The following is an 18182-nucleotide window of genomic DNA, read 5'->3' on the forward strand; positions in this document are numbered from 1 at the left end:
GGCGTTGCCTGCCTCAATCTCGATGGGTGCTTACGTGCTGCGCTTGCGGATCATCCCCCAGATGACCAGCAGCACGATCGCACCGATCACGGAAGCGATCCAGCCGGCCGGTTGCCCCGGCTGATACCAGCCGAGCGCGCGACCCACATAGCCAGCGATCAGCGAGCCGGCGATGCCAAGCACGATGGTCATGATCCAGCCCATGTTGTCGTCGCCGGGCTTGACGGCGCGCGCGATCAGGCCAACGACGAGTCCCACGATCAAAGTACCGATGAATGCGAACATGCGCTTGCTCCTTAGCAGTAGTTGACGGCTTCTGACCTGAGCTGCCGGTTGTTTCCGGGAACATCCGGCAGCTTCAAATTAGCACGGCGCACTGCGTTTGGGTATGACAGGGCCATGCCGAAGCCCGCGAGGCCGGGATCGGCCATTCGGACGGTTGCATCAGCACGAACAATGCCGCGCGTCGTTGACACGGTAAAATTCGCGGCATTGCCTCACTGCCTGCTTGCGCATTCACGCCATGACCGATTCCGAATTTCCCTCCGCCGACGAAGCCATCCACGAAGACCGCCTGTGGCGCGATGACGGCTGGACCGCGCGGGTCATCAAGAACGAAGACGACGACGGCTGGGCTGTCGCGATGATCCAGGCGGGCGAGGCCGAGCCCGCGCTCGTCGGCCCGTGGACCATGGGTCGCGACAAGAAGAACCCCAAGCCGCTCGATGGCGCGGCGTTCCGCACGCTGGTGAAGACGGCCTCGGAAGTGCTGCGCCGCCACGAACAACAGCGGCATGCGATGCTGCACAAGAACGTGACGATCGAGGTGAACGGCGAGGAAATCACCGTGACGCTGGAGATCGTGCCCGACGAAGACGATCCCTACGCCAATCTGAAAGCGCTCGATGCCTTCGGCACGCAGCTCGCGCATGTGCGCGTCTCGCCGGCATTCAAGCTCACGAAGGCAAGCGCTGAGCGCTGGGCGGAGAACGACTTCACCAAGCCGAACTGAGCCACGGCGGCGGGTGCTTCAACGTCGAAACAGGGCAAGCAGACGCCGCGCGTGCATGCGCAGCCATGAAGACCACGTACGCCGCGCTTCGCGCCGGGTCACCGTCAGCGTGATGAACACTTCCGTCGCGGGCGCACGCTTCGCTGCATCGAACCGGGCGGTCCACGCGCACGTCCGGCAGTCGCGCGTCAAACAGGTATTGCAGGGCGGTTGATTGCAGCTCATGACGGTCCTCGGCGGCTCCGCTTCATGATGGGCGAAGCCGTTTCGCAAAGGGATAGGACAGGTCTGATTGCCACTTGAAGCGTAACGCAAACCATCGCGTTGAAATTGCGCCAGAATCAGCTAAATCGGCGCTCCGCCGATTCACCCCGGGAGAAGGCGATGCATCACCTGTTGATCTACGAACTGTGTGCGGATTATCTGGCGCGTCGCGGCGAGTTTCGCGATGCGCATCTCGCGCTGGCGTGGGCCGCCGTCGAGCGCGGCGAGATCGTGCTGGCAGGCGCGCTCGACGCCCCCGCCGACCGCGCCATGCTGCTGTTTCACAGCGATTCGCCGGCGGTGGCGGAGGCGTTCGCCCGGAACGATCCGTATGTGACCAACGGCCTGGTCACGCGCTGGGAAGTGCGCAAGTGGAATACGGTCGTCGGCACGAACGCAGCGACGCCGGTGCGCTGACCTCTACGCCTGATAAAACGTCATCAAGCGTCCGCCGTCTCCTCTTCCGGACGATCGCGGCGCGGCCCGCCGCGCCGCTGCGCCGAGCGATACAGGTTCGTCAGCGTGTCGTCGATCAGCTGCGAGCGCTCGAACAGCGTCGCCAGCCAGTCGACGAACACCGACACGCGCGGCGTCGCCTGACGGCTCTTCAGGAACGCCACCGACACCTTGAGCGGCGGCGCCTTCAGATCCGGCAGCACTTCGTGCAGCTGGCCGGAGCGCAGATACGGCTGCGCCGCGATGCGCAGCGGCTGGATCAGCCCGAGCCCCTCGATGCCGCAGGCGAGATAGGCATGTTCGTCGGCCACTTGCACGAAGCCGCGCATCTTCATCGTGACGGGCTCGCCGTCCACGTCGAAATCGAAGTCGGCAGGGCGGCCTGTTTTCTCCGACACGCAGTTCACCGCGACATGCTGCGCCAGCTCGCCGAGCGTCGCGGGCGCGCCATGCTTCTCCAGATACGCGGGGCTCGCGCACGTCACCTGTTCGAGCACGCCGAGACGCCGGGCGATCAGACCGGAATCGGGCAGTTCGCCCAACTGCACGCTGCAATCCACGCCGCTGCCGACCAGATCCACATTGCGATTGCCGATGCCGAGCGAGAGCTCGATGTGCGGAAAGCGCGCATGGAATTCCGGCAGCGCGGGCACGACGATGGAAGTCGCGACGGTATCCGGCATTTCCACCCGCAGGCGGCCGCGCAGGCGTTCTTCGCCCGCGCCGAAACCGGATTCGAGTTCGTCGATGTCGGCGAGAATCTGCGCGCTGCGTTCGTAGTACGCCGCGCCGTCGACGGTGAGATTCAGGCGCCGCGTCGTGCGTGCAAGCAATTGCACGCCGACCAGCGCTTCGAGTTGTTGCACGGTCGTCGAAACACTCGCGCGCGGCATGCCGAGTGATTCGGCGGCGCGCGTGAAACTGTTCGTATCGACGACACGCGTGAAAACACGCATGGCATGGACGCGATCGATCACGTTGAGTTTTCCCTTGATGACGATTGAATGGCGATGCGCGAGAAAAAGCGTCTCCGCCGCGGCTGCAAGGCTGCGGAAAAAGGGCGCATCGGCGATGGTTAGATCGTACGGACGGGAGACGTCAACGTGAATACACAAAACTGGAGGATTCTTGCCTGATCCTTTTTTCAGGGTGGACCCTGACGAAGAGCATCGGGCAAGACGCCATGCGGCTCAGAGCGTCGGCATCTCGCCGCGCAGGCGCCCGGCCATGCCATTGAAGTCCGAGCCCGACGGCGCCTGATACAGCCGCAGCCCCATCTCGGGAAGGATGGACAGCAGATGGTCGAACACGTCGCCCTGGATGCGTTCGTATTGCGTCCATGCGGTCGTCGCGGTGAAGCAGTAGACCTCCACCGGAATGCCCTGCGACTCCGGCTCCATCATCCGCACCATGATCGCCATGTCCTGGCGGATCTCCGGATGCCGTTGCAGATACGCAAGCCCATAGGCGCGGAACGTGCCGATATTCGTGAGCCGCCGGCGATTGGCTGGCTCGTTCGCAAGTTCGCCGAGATTGCGGTTGGCCTGCTCCACTTCCGTCTGCTTCTGCTCGAGATAGTCGTGCAGCAGGCGGAAGCGCAGCAGCCGCGCGGTCTCCTCTTCGGTCAGGAAGCGCACGCATTGCGCGTCGATGCGCAGCGTGCGCTTGATGCGCCGCCCGCCCGATTCGAACATGTGCCGGTAATTGCGGTAGCTCTCCGAAAAGAGCTTGTAGGTGGGCACCGTCGTCACGGTGTTGTCCCAGTTCTGCACCTTGACCGTGTGCAGCGCGATGTCCTTCACGAAGCCGTCGGCGGCGGCCTGCGGCATCTCGATCCAGTCGCCGATGCGCAGCATGTCGTTCGACGTGAGCTGGGTGCTCGCCACCAGCGACAGCAGCGTGTCCTTGAACACCAGCAGCAGCACGGCCGAAAGCGCGCCGATGCCGGACAGCATCCAGAGCGGCGAACGGTCGATGAGAATCGACAGCACCAGCACGCCGCACACCAGCGCGAGCGCCAGCTTGCCGATCTGGATATAGCCCTTGATGGAGCGCGTCTGCGCTTCCTTGCTTTCCGCATAGACGTCCTGCCAGGCGGACAGCGCGCTGCCGGCGGCGAGAAACGCGCAGATCCACGCGCCGGCATGCGCGACGCGGCCGATCATCGTGGCCCAGTGACCGACGTGCGGCACCTCGTCGATACCGAGCGCGACCGTCGCGAAGGGCACCGCGTACCAGAGCCGGTGATAGGCGCGCCGCCGGATGAACGCCTGATCCCACTTCACATGACCGGCCAGCACCAGCAAGCGGTGCGCGAAATACAGGACGATGCGCGCGACGACCCATTGCACGAACAGCGCGATGAGCGCGAGCGCGATGAATCCCGCGAGGGTCTGCGCCCATGGATGGGCATCGAGTTGTTGCGGCAGCGTGCCGGGAAGGAAGTCGAAATTCATGCTGGGTCGTTGGCCGGTGGGCGCACACCTTGCAGCGCGTCTGGCCCCGTATTGTGCATGAAGGCGCGAGGCGGGGGCATCGGACAGGGCCGAACCGCGGTTCCTGGGGGAGCGGTGACAAAGCCTCCCGGAAAACCCGAGTTCGATGAAAATGAATTTTTTTTGGCGAGTTTTTCGAGTAAATATACTTTCATCGCTCACTGGCAACGAACTCGCGCGCTCCATGTCCCGAACGCAGTCAGTCCCCGCTCACATGCAGACAACGGCTCATGCCGATGATCTGATCGCCGCGCGCATCACCGCGGCCATGCCGACGCTCACGCCGATCCACCGACGCATGGGGGCTTTCGTGCTGGCCAACCTGTTCCGTTCGGCGACCATGCGGATCGACGAACTGGCGGGCGCGGTGGGCGCATCGGTGGCGACGGCGAACCGCTTCGCGCGCGCGCTCGGCTTCTCCGGCTATCCGGCGTTTCGCGAGGCGCTGGTGCGCGGCTTCGAGGCGACGATTGCGCCGGTCGAGCGGCTGCGGACCGCGCTCGAACAGCCCGCGAGCGCCGCCGACGTGTTCGACGCGTCGCTGGCGCAGGCGGCGGCGAACCTGCATCTGGCGCAAACCTCCGTCGATGCCGCGACTGCCGAGACCATCGTGGACGCCATCCTCGCCGCGCCGCGCGTGTTCGTGCTGGGCTATGGCGCGAGCGCGTTCCTCGCCGGACTGATGGAGCACGGCCTCACGCCGTATTGCGCGAACGTGCAGTCGCTGGCGCTGATGGGCGGACCGTCGCACGCGGCGCGCCGCCTGTTCACCGCGACGCCCGGCGACGTGCTCGTGGCGATTGCATTCCCGCGCTACGTGGACGACACCATCACGCTGGCGCGGCGCGCGCGCGCTCACGGCTTGCGCGTGATCGCGCTGACGGATCATGCCGCCTCGCCGCTCGCGCAAGTGGCGGATCTCGTGCTCGCGATCCGCGCCGAGCGGCGGCTTGCGGCGAATTGCGATACGGCGGTGCTGGCCGTCATCGAAGCATTGTGCGATGCGGTCGCGCACCGGGCGAAGCGCTCGGTGGAGGCCGCATCGGGTCTGACCGAATTCGTGTTGCCCTGGCTCGTCGTGCCGCCGGTGCCGTCGGCGTCGAACGAAACGCCGGGGCTGCGGGCCAGCCGGCCCGCCACGTCAAAGCGACATCTTCAAACGGAACCGCGCGAATCATGAACGCCATCCCCGTCATCGCCATTCACGGCGGCGCAGGCACCATCGTGCGCAGCGCGATGAACACCGACGCCGAAGCGCGCTATCACGCCGCGCTCAACGAGATCCTGGGCGCGGCCCAGCGCCTGCTCGCCGGTGGCGGCAGCGCGCTCGACGCAGTCACCGAGGCCGTGCGCCTGCTTGAAGACTGTCCGCTCTTCAACGCCGGCCACGGCGCCGTGTTCACGGCGGCGGGCACGCATGAACTCGATGCTTCCGTGATGGACGGCGCGACGCTTGAAGCCGGTTCGGTCAGCTGCGTGACGCGCGTGAAGAATCCGGTGCTGGCCGCGCGCCGCGTGCTCGACGTGAGCGATCACGTGATGTTCACGGCAGCGGGCGCGGAAGCGTTCGCGGCGGCGCAGGGGCTGGAATTCGTCGAGCCGTCGTACTACTACACCGAGGCGCGCCATCAGCAATGGCAGAAGGCGCGCGGCACCTCGCGCACGATGCTCGATCACGACGCCGCGACCTTTGCGTTCGCGGGTGCGTCTGAAATACAGGACGCGCCGGGCGAAGACGATCCGCTCGATCCGGCGAAGAAGTTCGGCACGGTCGGCGCGGTCGCGCTCGATGCGCACGGCCACCTCGCGGCGGCGACGTCGACGGGCGGCATCACCAACAAGCAGGCGGGCCGCGTCGGCGATGCGCCGCTGATCGGCGCGGGCTGCTACGCCAGCGACGCCACCTGCGCCGTGTCCACCACCGGCACGGGCGAGATGTTCATCCGCATGCTCGCGGCGTATGACGTGGCGGCGCAAATGGAATATCGCGGCGTGTCGCTCGACGAAGCCTCGCACGATGTCGTGATGAACAAGCTGCCGCGCATCGAGGGACGCGGCGGTCTCGTCGCCGTCGATGCGCGCGGCAACGTCGTGCTGCCGTTCAACACCGAGGGCATGTATCGCGGCTACGCGCGCGTCGGTGAAGCGCCCGTCACGGCGATCTACCGATGATCGATACGGCCAACACGCTTCCCGGTTCGCGCGTCATCGACGTGCGTGATCTGTCGGTGTCGTTCCGCTCGCGTGCGCGCACCGTCGAGGCCGTGCGCAAGGTATCGTTCGCCGTCGACCGTGGCGAGACGCTGGCGATCGTCGGCGAATCGGGTTCGGGCAAGTCGGTGACGTCGCTTGCGCTGATGCGGCTCGTCGAGCATGGCGGCGGGCGGATCTCGGCGGGCAGCATCGACTTCAGGCGGCGCAACGGCCAGGTGCTGGATCTCGCGAAGGCTTCCTCGGCGACGATGCGCGGCGTGCGCGGCGCCGACATCGCGATGATCTTCCAGGAGCCGATGACCTCGCTCAATCCGGTCTTCACGGTCGGCGACCAGATTGCGGAAGCCATTGCGCTGCATCAGGGCAAGAGCCGAGGCGAAGCGCGCGCGGAGGCGCTGCGCCTGCTCGATCTCGTGCGCATTCCCGAATCGAAACGCGTGTTCGCGCGCTATCCGCACCAGTTGTCGGGCGGCATGCGCCAGCGCGTGATGATCGCGATGGCGCTCTCGTGCAAGCCCGCACTGCTGATCGCCGACGAGCCCACCACTGCGCTCGACGTGACCATCCAGGCGCAGATCCTGCAACTCGTGCGCGGTTTGCAGGACGAGATGAACATGGGCGTGATCTTCATCACGCACGACATGGGCGTGGTCGCCGAAGTGGCGGATCGCGTGCTCGTGATGTATCGCGGCGAAAAAGTGGAGGAGGCGGATTCCGACCAGCTGTTCCACGCGCCGCAGCACCCGTACACGAAGGCCTTGCTTGCCGCGGTGCCCACGCTGGGCGCGATGCACGGCACCGACCGTCCGGCCAAGTTCCCGATCCTCGAAGTCGCGCCGGTGGAAGCCGCGCCCGACGATGCAAGCGCGTTGCGCCCTTCGGCGGCGGTGGAACACGAGACCCAACCCGCCGTCGATCAGGCCACGCCGCCCATCCTGCGCGTGCGCGACCTGGTCACGCGCTTCCCGGTGAAGACGGGCCTGTTCGGGCGCACGACGGCGGCGGTGCATGCGGTCGAACGCGTGAGCTTCGACTTGCGCCCGGGCGAGACGCTGGCGCTCGTCGGCGAATCGGGCTGCGGCAAGTCGACCACCGGGCGCTCGCTGCTCAGGCTGGTGGAAAGCCAGAGCGGTTCCATCGAATTCGACGGACGCGACATCAGCAAGCTGCAAGGGCACGAACTTCAGGCACTCCGGCGCAATATCCAGTTCATCTTCCAGGACCCGTTCGCCTCGCTCAATCCGCGTCTTACGGTGGGCTTCTCGGTGATGGAGCCGCTGCTGGTGCATGGCGTCGCGAGCGGCCGCGAAGCGCAGGCGCGCGTGGACTGGCTGCTCGACAAGGTCGGCTTGCCGCCAGAAGCCGCGCAGCGCTATCCGCACGAATTCTCGGGTGGACAGCGGCAACGCATCGCCATTGCACGCGCGCTCGCGCTGAATCCGAAGGTCGTGATCGCCGATGAATCCGTCTCCGCGCTCGATGTTTCCGTGCGCGCGCAGATCGTCAATCTGATGCTCGATCTGCAACGGGAACTGGGCGTCGCGTATCTGTTCATCTCGCACGACATGGCCGTGGTCGAACGCGTGAGCCATCGCGTGGCGGTGATGTATCTGGGGCAGATCGTCGAGATCGGGCCGCGCGCCGCCGTGTTCGAGGCGCCGCGTCATCCCTATACGAGAAAGCTGATGAGCGCGGTGCCGGTGGCCGATCCCGCGCGCCGCCATGCGCAGCGCATGCTCGCCGCCGATGAAATCCCGAGCCCGATCCGCGCGCTCGGAGACGAACCCGTAGTCGCGAAACTGGTTGCGGTCGGACCAGACCACTTTGTCGCCGAGCATCACGTGGGCGGCGCTTACTAAAAGCACTTCAACAAGGAGTCAACCGATGCCGTCCTCTCGTCCTCATTCGTTGCGCGCGCTGATTGCAGCCGGCGCCTTCGCGACGCTCGCCGCGCTCGGCCCGGTCACGGCGGCGCATGCGCAAAGCACCGCCGTGATGGCCGTCGCCTCGACCTTCACGACGATGGATCCGTACGACGCCAACGACACGCTCTCGCAGGCGGTGGCGAAGTCCTTCTACCAGGGGCTGTTCGGCTTCGACAAGGACATGAAGATCCAGAACGTGCTCGCCACCAGCTACGAGGCGAGCCCGGACGCGAAGGTCTACACGATCCACTTGCGCCACGACGTCAAGTTCCACGACGGCACCGACTTCAACGCGGACGCGGTGAAGGCCGTGTTCGACCGGGTCACGAATCCGGACAACAAGCTCAAGCGCTACAACCTGTTCAACAAGATCGAGAAGACTGAAGTGATCGACCCGTACACGGTGAAGATCACGCTGAAGATTCCGTTCTCGGCGTTCATCAACGTGCTGGCGCATCCGTCGGCGGTGATGATCTCGCCGACCGCCCTCAAGAAGTACGGCAAGGAGATTGCGTTCCATCCGGTCGGCACGGGGCCGTTCGAGTTCGTCGAATGGAAGCAGACCGACGACCTGAAGGTGAAGAAGTTCGCCGGCTACTGGAAGAAGGGCTTGCCGAAGATCGACATGATCGACTGGAAGCCGGTGGTGGACAACAACACGCGCGCCGCGCTGATGCAGACCGGTGAAGCGGACTTCGCGTTCTCGATTCCGTTCGAGCAGGCCGCCGCGCTCAAGGCGAGCCCGAAGGTGGACCTGGTTGCGGCGCCGTCGATCATCCAGCGCTATGTCAGCATGAACGTGCTGCAGAAGCCGTTCGACAATCCGAAGGTGCGCGAGGCGCTCAACTACGCCATCAACAAGGAAGCGCTCGTGAAGGTCGCGTTCGCGGGCTACGCGGTGCCGGCCGAAGGCGTGGTGCCGCCGGGCGTCGACTATGCGACCAAGCTCGGCCCCTGGAAATACGATCCCGCGAAAGCGCGCGAACTGCTGAAGGAAGCGGGCTATCCGAACGGCTTCGAGACCACGCTCTGGTCCGGCTATAACCACACGACCGCGCAGAAGATCATCCAGTTCGTGCAGCAGCAGCTCGCGCAAGTGGGCGTGAAGACGACGGTCGAAGCGCTCGAGGCAGGGCAACGGGTGCAGCGTGTCGAGAGCGCGCCGGATCCGAAGACGGCGCCGGTGCGCATGCTGTACATCGGCTGGTCGTCGTCGACGGGCGAAGCGGACTGGGCCATTTCGCCGCTGCTGGGCGGCTCGTCCTTCCCGCCGAAGCTCTTCAACACCGCGTACTACAAGAACGACAAGGTCGACGACGATCTCGCGAAAGCGCTCGCCACGACCGATCGCGGCGAGAAGGCGAAGCTCTACGCCGACGCGCAGAAGCAGATCTGGACCGATGCGCCGTGGATCTTCCTCGTCACGGAGAAGGTGGTGTACGCGCACAGCAAGCGTCTGTCCGGCGCGTACGTGATGCCTGACGGCTCGTTCAGCTTCGACGAGATCGCGCTCAAGTAATGGCCCGTGGCCGGGCTTCGCCGCCCGGCCGCTCTCTCACTCAAAACGATGCTCACTTTCCTCGTCAAGCGTCTGTTCGGCCTGCTGCCGACGCTCGTCATCGTCGCGGTGCTGGTGTTCTTCTTCGTACACATGCTGCCGGGCGATCCGGCGCGGCTCGCCGCCGGCCCCGAAGCCGACGCACAGACCGTTGCGCTGGTGCGCGCCGATCTCGGCCTCGACAAGCCGCTGCCGCAGCAACTGGTGAGCTTCTTCGGGAAGATCGTGCAGTTCGACTTCGGCACCTCGACGCGCAGCAAGCGGCCCGTCTCGACGGAAATCGCCGAGCGCTTCATGCCGACACTCTGGCTCACGCTCGCGAGCATGGTGTGGGCCGTGATCTTCGGCATGGCGATCGGGATTGTTTCGGCGGTGTGGCGCAATCGCTGGCCCGACCGGCTTGGCATGACGCTCGCCGTCTCGGGCATTTCGTTTCCGGCGTTCGCGCTCGGCATGCTGCTGATCGAGATTTTCTCGGTGAAGCTCGGCTGGCTGCCGATTGTCGGCGACGGCACCTGGAAGGGCTACGTGCTGCCGTCCATCACGCTGGGCGCGGCTGTCGCGGCGGTGATGGCGCGCTTCACGCGGGCGTCCTTCGTCGAGGTGCTGGGCGAGGACTTCGTGCGTACCGCGCGCGCGAAGGGCGTCCACGAGCCGATGGTCATCGTCAAGCACTGCCTGCGCAACGCAATGATCCCGGTCGTCACGATGATGGGCCTGCAATTCGGTTTCCTGCTCGGCGGCTCGATCGTGGTCGAGAAGGTGTTCAACTGGCCGGGGCTCGGACGGCTGCTCGTCGATGCCGTCGAGATGCGCGACTACCCGGTGATCCAGGCGGAAGTGCTGCTGTTTTCGCTCGAATTCATCGTGATCAATCTGGTCGTGGACGTGCTGTACGCCGTCATCAACCCGACCATCCGTTTCAAGTAAGTCAAGTGAGGACCGCATGAGCGCGACCGCAGAAAGCGCAGTGAATGCCGCGCAGGAGATCCGCACGCCGTGGCGCGAATTCTGGCGCAAGTTCAAACGGCAGCATGTTGCATTGATCGCGGCGGGGTTCGTGTTGCTGCTGGTGGTGATCGCGATCATCGCGCCGTATATCGCGCCCTATGATCCGGAGAACTACTTCGACTACGACGCGCTCAACGCGGGTCCTTCGGCGGCGCACTGGCTCGGCGTCGATTCGCTCGGGCGCGATATTTTGAGCCGGATCCTCGTCGGCAGCCGCATCTCGTTGACGGCAGGCTTGCTGTCGGTCGTGATCGGCGCGGTCATCGGCACCTTCTTCGGGCTGCTCGCCGGTTACTACGAAGGCTGGTGGGACCGCATCGTCATGCGCGTCGCCGACGTGCTGTTCGCGTTTCCGGGCATTCTGCTTGCCATCGGCGTCGTCGCGATTCTCGGCAACGGCATGGTGAACGTGGTGTGCGCGGTCGCGATCTTCAGCATTCCCGCGTTCGCGCGGCTGGTGCGCGGCAACACGCTCGCGCTCAAGCATCTGACTTACATCGAGGCGGCGCGGAGCATCGGCGCGTCGGACTGGACGATTCTCGCGCGGCACATCCTGCCGGGCACGATTTCATCGGTGGTCGTGTACTTCACGATGCGCATCGGCACGTCGATCATCACTGCCGCCAGCCTGTCGTTCCTCGGCCTCGGCGCGCAGCCGCCGACGCCCGAGTGGGGCGCGATGCTCAACGAAGCACGCGCCGACATGGCCATGGCGCCGCACGTCGCGATCTTCCCGAGCCTGGCCATCTTCTTCACGGTGCTCGCCTTCAACCTGCTCGGCGACGGCCTGCGCGACGCGCTCGATCCGAAGCTCGACCGGCCATGATGCAGGTACCGCATATCGGCAGGTTGCGGGCGGGCGCGCGCGGCAGCATCACGGATGTCGCCGGCGTGAGCGTCGGTCATTGCACGCTCGATCAAGGCGCGATCCAGACCGGCGTCACGGTATTGCGTACCCATCCCGGCGATCCGTACCGCGCGAAGACGCCCGCCGGCGTCTGCGTCATCAATGGCTTCGGCAAGAGCATCGGGCTCGTTCAGGTGGAAGAACTCGGCGTGCTCGAAACGCCCATCGCGCTGACCAACACGTTCGGCGTCGGCACGGTCGCGAATGCGCAGATTCGCGCGGCGATTCGCGCGAATCCGCGCATCGGGCGCGAGGAGCCGAGCGTCAATCCGCTCGTGCTCGAATGCAACGACAGCTATCTCAACGACTTGCAGGCGCTTGCCGTGGACGAAGCGCATTACGGCAGCGCGCTCGATGCCTGCAGCGCCACGTTCGAGCGCGGCGCGGTGGGCGCGGGGCGCGGCATGTCGTGCTTCGAACTGAAGGGCGGCATCGGCACGGCGTCGCGCGTGGCGCGCGTCGAGGCAAGCGATTACACGACCGGTGCGCTCGTGCTCGCCAATTTCGGCCGCTTGCCGCAACTGACCATCGACGGTGTGGCGCTCGGCCGCGAGTTGCACGGCGATGCGAAAGCACAGCCCGAGCAGGGCTCGATCATCATGCTCGTCGCCACCGACGCGCCGCTCGATGCGCGCCAGTTGCGGCGGCTCGCGCAGCGCGCGGCGGCGGGCCTCGCGCGCACCGGTTCGGTTTATGGACATGGCAGCGGCGACATCGCGCTGGCCTTCTCGACGGCTTATACCGTGCCACACGACGCCGCTTACGTGAACGTGCCGCCGCTGCTCGCCGACGCCGCGCTCGACCCGCTGTTCCAGGCCGCCGCCGACAGCATCGAACAAGCCATTCTCGACGCGCTGTTCAGTGCGCAGACGGTCACCGGGCGCGACGGCCATCGGCGTGTCTCGCTCAACGAAGCTTTGCAGGCGCGAACATGAAAGTCCTTATTTCGACGGATATCGAAGGCATCGCGGGCGTGTTCCATCCGGAGCAGGTGCGCGCCGGCAACGGCGAGTACGAGCAGGCGCGCCGCTGGATGTCCCGCGAGGCCAACGCGGCCGCGCTCGGCGCGTTCGAAGGCGGCGCGACGCAGGTATGGATCAACGATTCGCATGGCGGCTTTCGCAATCTGCTGCCCGACCTGTTCGATCCGCGCGTGCGCCTCGTGCTCGGCAAGCCGCGTACGCTCGGCATGATGGCGGGTCTCGAAGCCACGCCCGATGTGGTGTTCATGATCGGCTATCACGCGCGTGCGCAAAGCCGCGGCATTCTCGCGCACACCATTAACAGCGCGGCGTTCGCGCGCGTCACGCTCGACGGCGAGGAAACCGGCGAAGCGGGCCTGTATGGCCGGCTCGCCGAGGAACGCGGCGCACGTGTCGCGCTGCTCACCGGCGACGACGTATTCGGCGCCGAAACGCTGCCGGTGTTTCCCGGCGCGCGCTTCCTGTGCGTCAAGACCGCGCACGGCTATTCGAGCGGCGTGACTGAAACGCCCACAGCCGCCTGCGAGGCGATCCAGCTCGCGGCGCGCGAGACTATCGAGGGCGCGGCTTCGCTTGATCGGATGCCCAAGCTTTCACGCGCTGAGCATCGCTGTGAACTGCGCGCGCAGAGCAGCGCCTACGCCGATCTCTTCGGCCAGTGGCCTGCGCTCGAACGCATCGATGCCGTCACGCTCGCTTTCGATGCGCCCTGCATCGAACATGTGGTGCGCACATTAAATTGCCTTTCGGCAATGTCCTTCATGTTACGTTAAGCGCCTTAACGGATCGGGTGGTCTGTCGCTAGAATGGAGCCCGCCGTAGGACTGGCTACCCTTGACGCACATCGCAGGCGACCCTCATGCACGACGTGAAGCTCGAACACAACGACGACGAAACCCTCGATCCCGCCGCGCCCCAGGTCGCGGCGCGCGGCTCGCTGTTCATCGACGGTCATGACGCCGGCAGTTGGGAACAGCGGCGCGACGGCACGTGGGCCGCGCACGTGCGGCACCGCGACGGATGGATCGTCGAGCCGAGCCGGGACGCGCTGATCGGGCGGCTTGCCGGCGCGGCATGAGTCTGCCCGCGCAGCCATCGCACCATCCAAACAACATCGAAGCGGTTCAACTGACATGTATCTGTCGATCATCGCCGTGGGAATCGGCGGCGGCCTGGGGTCGCTGCTCAGGTGGGTCTTGAGCCTGCGTCTCAACGCCGTCTTTCCGAACCTGCCGCTCGGCACGTTCGCGGCCAACGTCATCGCGGGCTACATCATCGGCGTGGCAGTCGCGGTCTTCGCGCGCTTCCCCGATATCCCGGTGGAATGGCGGCTCTTCATCATCACCGGGCTGATGGGCGGACTTTCGACGTTCTCGTCGTTTTCCGCCGAAGTGGTCGCGCATCTTCAGCAAGGACGGCTCGGCTGGGCATTCACCGAGATCGCCCTGCACGTGGGCGCCTCGCTGCTCATGACCGCGCTCGGCATCGCGACGGTCGCCGTGGCCACCTGACACGACGCGTGTCAATACCGTCGCCGTCCTCTCACACGCATCAGGTCAAACGTTTGCGCGCCGCGTCTCCACGCCGGCCGCGCATGCAGCTGACGCAATGATTTTTTTACTCTTGAAAGCAGGAAGGTAAAGATATGGCAGGGTTCCCGCTCATCGAAGTCTGGCCCTATCAGCCGAGTGACCTATCGGCGGTGATCGAGCTGTTCCAGCATTCGATCCGCGAAACAGCCTCGGCCGATTACAACCAGGCGCAAATCGACGCATGGGTGCAAGTCGATCGCGACGAATGGGAACTCGCCCGCGCGAGCCGGCCGACCTGGGTGGCGCTGGTCGATGGCGACATCGCCGGATTCGCGGATCTGGAAAAGAACGGCCTGATCGACATGATGTTCGTCCATCCGAAATATCAGCGCCAAAGCGTCGGGACCTCGCTGCTCGCGCGGATCGAGGCCGAGGCCGACGAGTGCGGCATCACCTGCCTGCACACCTATTCCAGCATCACGGCGAAGCCGTTCTTCGAATATTGCGGCTTCACGATGCTGCTGGCGCGCGCCGTGGTCGTGCGCGATGAGCGCTTCATCCAGTACGTCATGGAAAAAGTGCTTTGACTGACTGAAAATGTATAGACAACATGCGGATTCCGCTTGCCGCAGGATTGGTGGAATCCCGCATGTCCTGTGTTTCGATCTTGTCGCGGGCTCGTGCTGCGTTTAGACTTGAGCCCAACTTGTATAGACAGGACGAATCATGATGATGCTCACGCCCGGCCAGTTGACCTTGCCACAATTGCGCCGCATCGCGCGCGGCTCGGACACGCTCCAGCTCGATCCCGCGAGCTTCGGCGCCATCGATGCCAGCGCGCGCGCCGTCGCGGCGATCGCCGCAAAGGGCGATCCGGCCTACGGCATCAATACGGGCTTCGGGCGGCTCGCCAACACGCATATCCCCGCCGATCAGCTCGAACTGCTGCAGAAGAATCTGGTGCTGTCGCATGCGGTGGGCGTCGGCGAGCCAATGTCGCGTCCCGTCGTGCGCCTCCTGATGGCGCTCAAGCTGTCGAGTCTCGGGCGCGGGCATTCGGGGATCCGCCGCGAGGTCATCGAGGCGCTCGTCACGCTGTTCAACGCCGACGTCCTGCCGGTCATTCCGGTGAAGGGCTCGGTCGGCGCATCGGGCGATCTCGCGCCGCTCGCGCATATGTCGACGGCCCTGCTCGGGCTCGGCGAAGTGACGATCCGCGGCGAGCGCGCCCAGGCCGCCGACGGTCTTGCGGCCGCCGGTCTCAAGCCATTGACGCTGCAGGCGAAGGAAGGCCTCGCGCTGCTCAACGGCACGCAGGCGTCGGCGGCGCTCGCGCTGCATAACCTGTTCGCGATCGAGGACCTGTTCCGCACCGGACTGGTCGCGGGCGCGCTGTCGGTGGATGCGGCGGCGGGTTCGGTCGTGCCGTTCGATGCGCGCATTCATGAACTGCGCGGGCATCGCGGGCAGATCGAGGCGGCGTCGGCGTATCGGACGCTGCTGAAGGGCTCGGGCATCAATCTGTCGCACGCGGACTGCGAGAAGGTGCAGGACCCGTACAGCCTGCGCTGCCAGCCGCAGGTGATGGGCGCGTGTCTCGACCAGATGCGGCATGCGGCCGAAGTGCTGCTGATCGAATCGAATGCGGTCTCGGACAATCCGCTGATCTTCCCCGACACCGGGGAAGTCCTCTCGGGCGGCAACTTTCACGCGGAGCCGGTCGCCTTCGCCGCCGACAATCTCGCGCTCGCCGCCGCTGAAATCGGCGCGCTGGCGGAACGTCGCATCGCGCTGCTGATCGACGCCACGCTCTCCGGGCTGCCGCCGTTCCTGGTCCGCGACGGCGGCGTCAACTCGGGCTTCATGATCGCGCACGTGACGGCGGCGGCGCTGGCGTCGGAGAACAAGACGCTGGCCCATCCGGCATCGGTCGATTCGCTGCCGACTTCCGCCAACCAGGAAGACCACGTCTCGATGGCTACCTTCGCCGCGCGCAAGCTCGGCGATATCGCCAGCAACACGGCCAACATCCTCGCCATCGAACTGCTGGCCGCGGCGCAGGGCGTCGATCTGCGCGCGCCGCATCGCACCAGCGCGCCATTGCTCGAAGTCATGGAGACCTTGCGCGCACACGTGCCGCATTACGATCTCGACCGTTATTTCGCGCCGGACATCGCGGCGATCGCCACGCTCGTGCAGCAGGGCGCGATTGCACGGCACAGCCCGTTTGCGTTCGCGTCGGAACAGGTGGCATGAGCACGCCTGCGTATCAGGAGATCAAGGACTACATTCTCCGGCGCATCCATGTGGGCGAGTGGCGCGAGGGCGATCAGGTGCCCTCCGAGAACGAGCTCGCGCGGGAGTTCAAGGTGGCGCGCATGACCGTCAACCGTGCGCTGCGCGAGCTGACCGCCGAGCAGGTTCTCACGCGCGTGCAAGGCGCGGGCACCTTCGTCGCGCAGCCGAAATATGCGTCGACGCTCGTGGAAATCCGCAGCATCTCGGACGAGATTGCCGCGCGCGGGCATGCGTATCGTGCGCAGGTGCTGCATCTGGGGGCGTCCATCGTCGACGAACAACTGGCCGCCGAGATGCAGCTTGCGCTCGGCAGTCCGGTGTTCCATTCGCGCGTGCTGCATCTTGAAAACGACGAGCCCGTGCAGCTCGAAGAACGTTACGTGAATCCCGTGCTTGCGCCGGAATATGCGCGTCAGGACTTTACGACGATCACGCCTAACCAGTACCTGATGAGCGCGGCGCCGTTGCAGCGCGTGGAGTATCGGATCGAGGCGTCGGTGCCGTCGGCGGAGATCCGGCTTGCGCTCGCGATGAAAGAGCACGCGCCTTGTTTGCTGCTGCACCGGCGCACCTGGTCGCGCGACGCAGTGGCGTCCGTGGCCAACCTCTGGCATCCCGGCGACCGCTATCAGTTCACCGGACACTTCTGAATTCATGATGATTCGTGCAGCTTCGCTCGTGCCGCAGCCGTGGAAGAACGGCGGCGGGATGACGCGCGAAATCGCGACGGGGCCGCAGGGCGCGTCGCTGGATGGGTTCGCGTGGCGTCTTTCGCTCGCGGATGTGGCGCTGGATGGCGCGTTCTCTTCGTTTGCGGGCGTCGATCGGGTGCTCGTGCTGCTCGATGGCGCAGGCATGCGGCTCGCGGAAGCGGGCGGTGCGATGCATGTGCTCGACCGGCCGCTGGCCATGGCGCGCTTTGCGGGCGAGACAGCGATTCAGGCGACGCTGATCGACGGTCCGACGCGCGATTTCAACGTGATGGTGCGTCGCGATCTCGCGCGCGCGACTGTCGAGGCCCGTCGGGGCACGCATGCGATCGAGTGTGGGCATGATGTGACGTTCGTCTTTTGCGTGAGCGGACAGATCGACATGGCGCTTGCCGATGGCGCTTGTCTCACGCTTCATTCAGGCGACACGATGCGGCTCGATCAACCGGCAGCGTGCATCGCGCAGGACGAGGCGGGGTGGCTGCATATCGGTATCGACTTGAATCGGGATCGCGCGAAGGCCAGTTGAAGCTGTCAGGAAGATGGCGATTGGCTGGCCTATGCGCAATGACGTTTTCGCGTCGTTGCCGCGGGATAGCGGGCAAGGCACGGCTTATTTCTTAAAAAACACATTGAAATCAATAAGATGGAGCGGGCCGGCACGACTTGGGCTGCCGTCGGCGTTCTAACCTGAAGAAACGCATTATTGCAATAAGAACAAATAAGTTTCGTTGAAATCGGGGTTTCCCCTAGGTTGCATGCCTCCTACACTGTCTTCAAGCGAAACAAATCTGAAACGACTTAATTAGCTTCCGAT

At 65.3% G+C, this 18182-nt stretch carries 20 protein-coding genes; 16 read left to right on the forward strand and 4 right to left on the reverse strand.

The genetic code is table 11. From position 1 onward, the window contains the following. Positions 1–30: 30 nt before the first annotated feature. Positions 31–285 carry a GlsB/YeaQ/YmgE family stress response membrane protein gene (locus QCE62_RS28880; protein WP_309925851.1) on the reverse strand — a complete coding sequence of 85 codons (255 nt, stop codon included), beginning with the start codon at positions 283–285 and terminating at the stop codon, positions 31–33. A gap of 238 nt (positions 286–523) precedes the next feature. Between QCE62_RS28880 and QCE62_RS28885 the strand changes: the two genes are divergently transcribed. After that, positions 524–1012: a hypothetical protein gene (locus tag QCE62_RS28885; protein ID WP_309925853.1), complete on the forward strand. Its 489-nt coding sequence runs from the start codon at positions 524–526 to the stop codon at positions 1010–1012. Between the two features lie 18 nt (positions 1013–1030). On the opposite strand, the gene QCE62_RS28890 is transcribed toward QCE62_RS28885, so the two are convergent. Further along, entirely contained in the window at positions 1031–1237 is a 207-nt protein-coding gene (locus QCE62_RS28890; RefSeq protein ID WP_309925854.1) for a hypothetical protein, read from the reverse strand. Positions 1238–1396: 159 nt separating this feature from the next. Between QCE62_RS28890 and QCE62_RS28895 the strand changes: the two genes are divergently transcribed. Then, positions 1397–1693 carry a YciI-like protein gene (locus QCE62_RS28895; protein ID WP_309925857.1) on the forward strand — a complete coding sequence of 99 codons (297 nt, stop codon included), beginning with the start codon at positions 1397–1399 and terminating at the stop codon, positions 1691–1693. Positions 1694–1716: 23 nt separating this feature from the next. On the opposite strand, the gene QCE62_RS28900 is transcribed toward QCE62_RS28895, so the two are convergent. Beyond that, complete coding sequence (locus tag QCE62_RS28900) at positions 1717–2709, reverse strand: LysR substrate-binding domain-containing protein (protein ID WP_309925859.1); 993 nt, start codon at positions 2707–2709, stop codon at positions 1717–1719. 213 nt (positions 2710–2922) lie between these two features. After that, positions 2923–4188: a mechanosensitive ion channel family protein gene (locus tag QCE62_RS28905; protein ID WP_309925862.1), complete on the reverse strand. Its 1266-nt coding sequence runs from the start codon at positions 4186–4188 to the stop codon at positions 2923–2925. A 223-nt stretch (positions 4189–4411) separates the two neighbouring features. On the opposite strand from QCE62_RS28905, the gene QCE62_RS28910 reads away from it, so the two are divergent. From QCE62_RS28910 to QCE62_RS28975, 14 genes are all read left to right on the forward strand, one after another. Then, on the forward strand, positions 4412–5407 hold the full coding sequence (locus QCE62_RS28910) for a MurR/RpiR family transcriptional regulator (RefSeq protein WP_409017933.1): 996 nt from the start codon (positions 4412–4414) through the stop codon (positions 5405–5407). Beyond that, complete coding sequence (locus QCE62_RS28915; RefSeq protein ID WP_309925866.1) at positions 5404–6399, forward strand: isoaspartyl peptidase/L-asparaginase; 996 nt, start codon at positions 5404–5406, stop codon at positions 6397–6399. The genes QCE62_RS28910 and QCE62_RS28915 overlap by 4 nt, the downstream gene beginning before the upstream one ends. Further along, positions 6396–8300, forward strand: a complete 1905-nt coding sequence (locus QCE62_RS28920) for a dipeptide ABC transporter ATP-binding protein (RefSeq protein ID WP_309925869.1) — start codon at positions 6396–6398, stop codon at positions 8298–8300. Before QCE62_RS28915 ends, QCE62_RS28920 begins: the two co-directional genes overlap by 4 nt. A 25-nt stretch (positions 8301–8325) precedes the next feature. After that, the gene (gsiB, locus tag QCE62_RS28925; RefSeq protein ID WP_309925870.1) at positions 8326–9885 is read left to right on the forward strand and encodes a glutathione ABC transporter substrate-binding protein GsiB; all 1560 of its coding nucleotides are present in this window, start codon (positions 8326–8328) and stop codon (positions 9883–9885) included. A gap of 48 nt (positions 9886–9933) precedes the next feature. After that, positions 9934–10854 carry a glutathione ABC transporter permease GsiC gene (gene gsiC / locus QCE62_RS28930; protein WP_309819598.1) on the forward strand — a complete coding sequence of 307 codons (921 nt, stop codon included), beginning with the start codon at positions 9934–9936 and terminating at the stop codon, positions 10852–10854. Positions 10855–10870: 16 nt separating this feature from the next. Next, positions 10871–11761, forward strand: coding sequence for a glutathione ABC transporter permease GsiD (gsiD, locus tag QCE62_RS28935; protein ID WP_309819600.1), 891 nt, complete (start codon positions 10871–10873; stop codon positions 11759–11761). Further along, positions 11758–12777, forward strand: coding sequence for a P1 family peptidase (locus QCE62_RS28940; protein WP_309925872.1), 1020 nt, complete (start codon positions 11758–11760; stop codon positions 12775–12777). Before gsiD ends, QCE62_RS28940 begins: the two co-directional genes overlap by 4 nt. Next, a complete protein-coding gene (locus QCE62_RS28945) occupies positions 12774–13598 on the forward strand; it encodes a M55 family metallopeptidase (RefSeq protein ID WP_309925874.1) in 825 nt (274 codons plus the stop codon). Before QCE62_RS28940 ends, QCE62_RS28945 begins: the two co-directional genes overlap by 4 nt. An 86-nt stretch (positions 13599–13684) precedes the next feature. Continuing rightward, positions 13685–13903 (forward strand): hypothetical protein, encoded by a 219-nt coding sequence (locus QCE62_RS28950; RefSeq protein WP_309925876.1) that lies wholly within the window; start codon positions 13685–13687, stop codon positions 13901–13903. 55 nt (positions 13904–13958) lie between these two features. Beyond that, the gene (crcB, locus tag QCE62_RS28955) at positions 13959–14336 is read left to right on the forward strand and encodes a fluoride efflux transporter CrcB (RefSeq protein WP_309925878.1); all 378 of its coding nucleotides are present in this window, start codon (positions 13959–13961) and stop codon (positions 14334–14336) included. 134 nt (positions 14337–14470) lie between these two features. Continuing rightward, positions 14471–14944, forward strand: a complete 474-nt coding sequence (locus QCE62_RS28960) for a GNAT family N-acetyltransferase (RefSeq protein ID WP_309925879.1) — start codon at positions 14471–14473, stop codon at positions 14942–14944. Positions 14945–15083: 139 nt separating this feature from the next. Further along, entirely contained in the window at positions 15084–16613 is a 1530-nt protein-coding gene (hutH, locus tag QCE62_RS28965; protein WP_309925881.1) for a histidine ammonia-lyase, read from the forward strand. Next, positions 16610–17305: a histidine utilization repressor gene (hutC, locus tag QCE62_RS28970; protein ID WP_309925882.1), complete on the forward strand. Its 696-nt coding sequence runs from the start codon at positions 16610–16612 to the stop codon at positions 17303–17305. Before hutH ends, hutC begins: the two co-directional genes overlap by 4 nt. 7 nt (positions 17306–17312) lie before the next feature. Continuing rightward, positions 17313–17894: a HutD family protein gene (locus tag QCE62_RS28975; protein ID WP_309927489.1), complete on the forward strand. Its 582-nt coding sequence runs from the start codon at positions 17313–17315 to the stop codon at positions 17892–17894. Positions 17895–18182: the final 288 nt, after the last annotated feature.

The organism is Caballeronia sp. LZ033, assembly GCF_031451265.1.
In the GTDB taxonomy this organism is placed as follows: domain Bacteria; phylum Pseudomonadota; class Gammaproteobacteria; order Burkholderiales; family Burkholderiaceae; genus Caballeronia.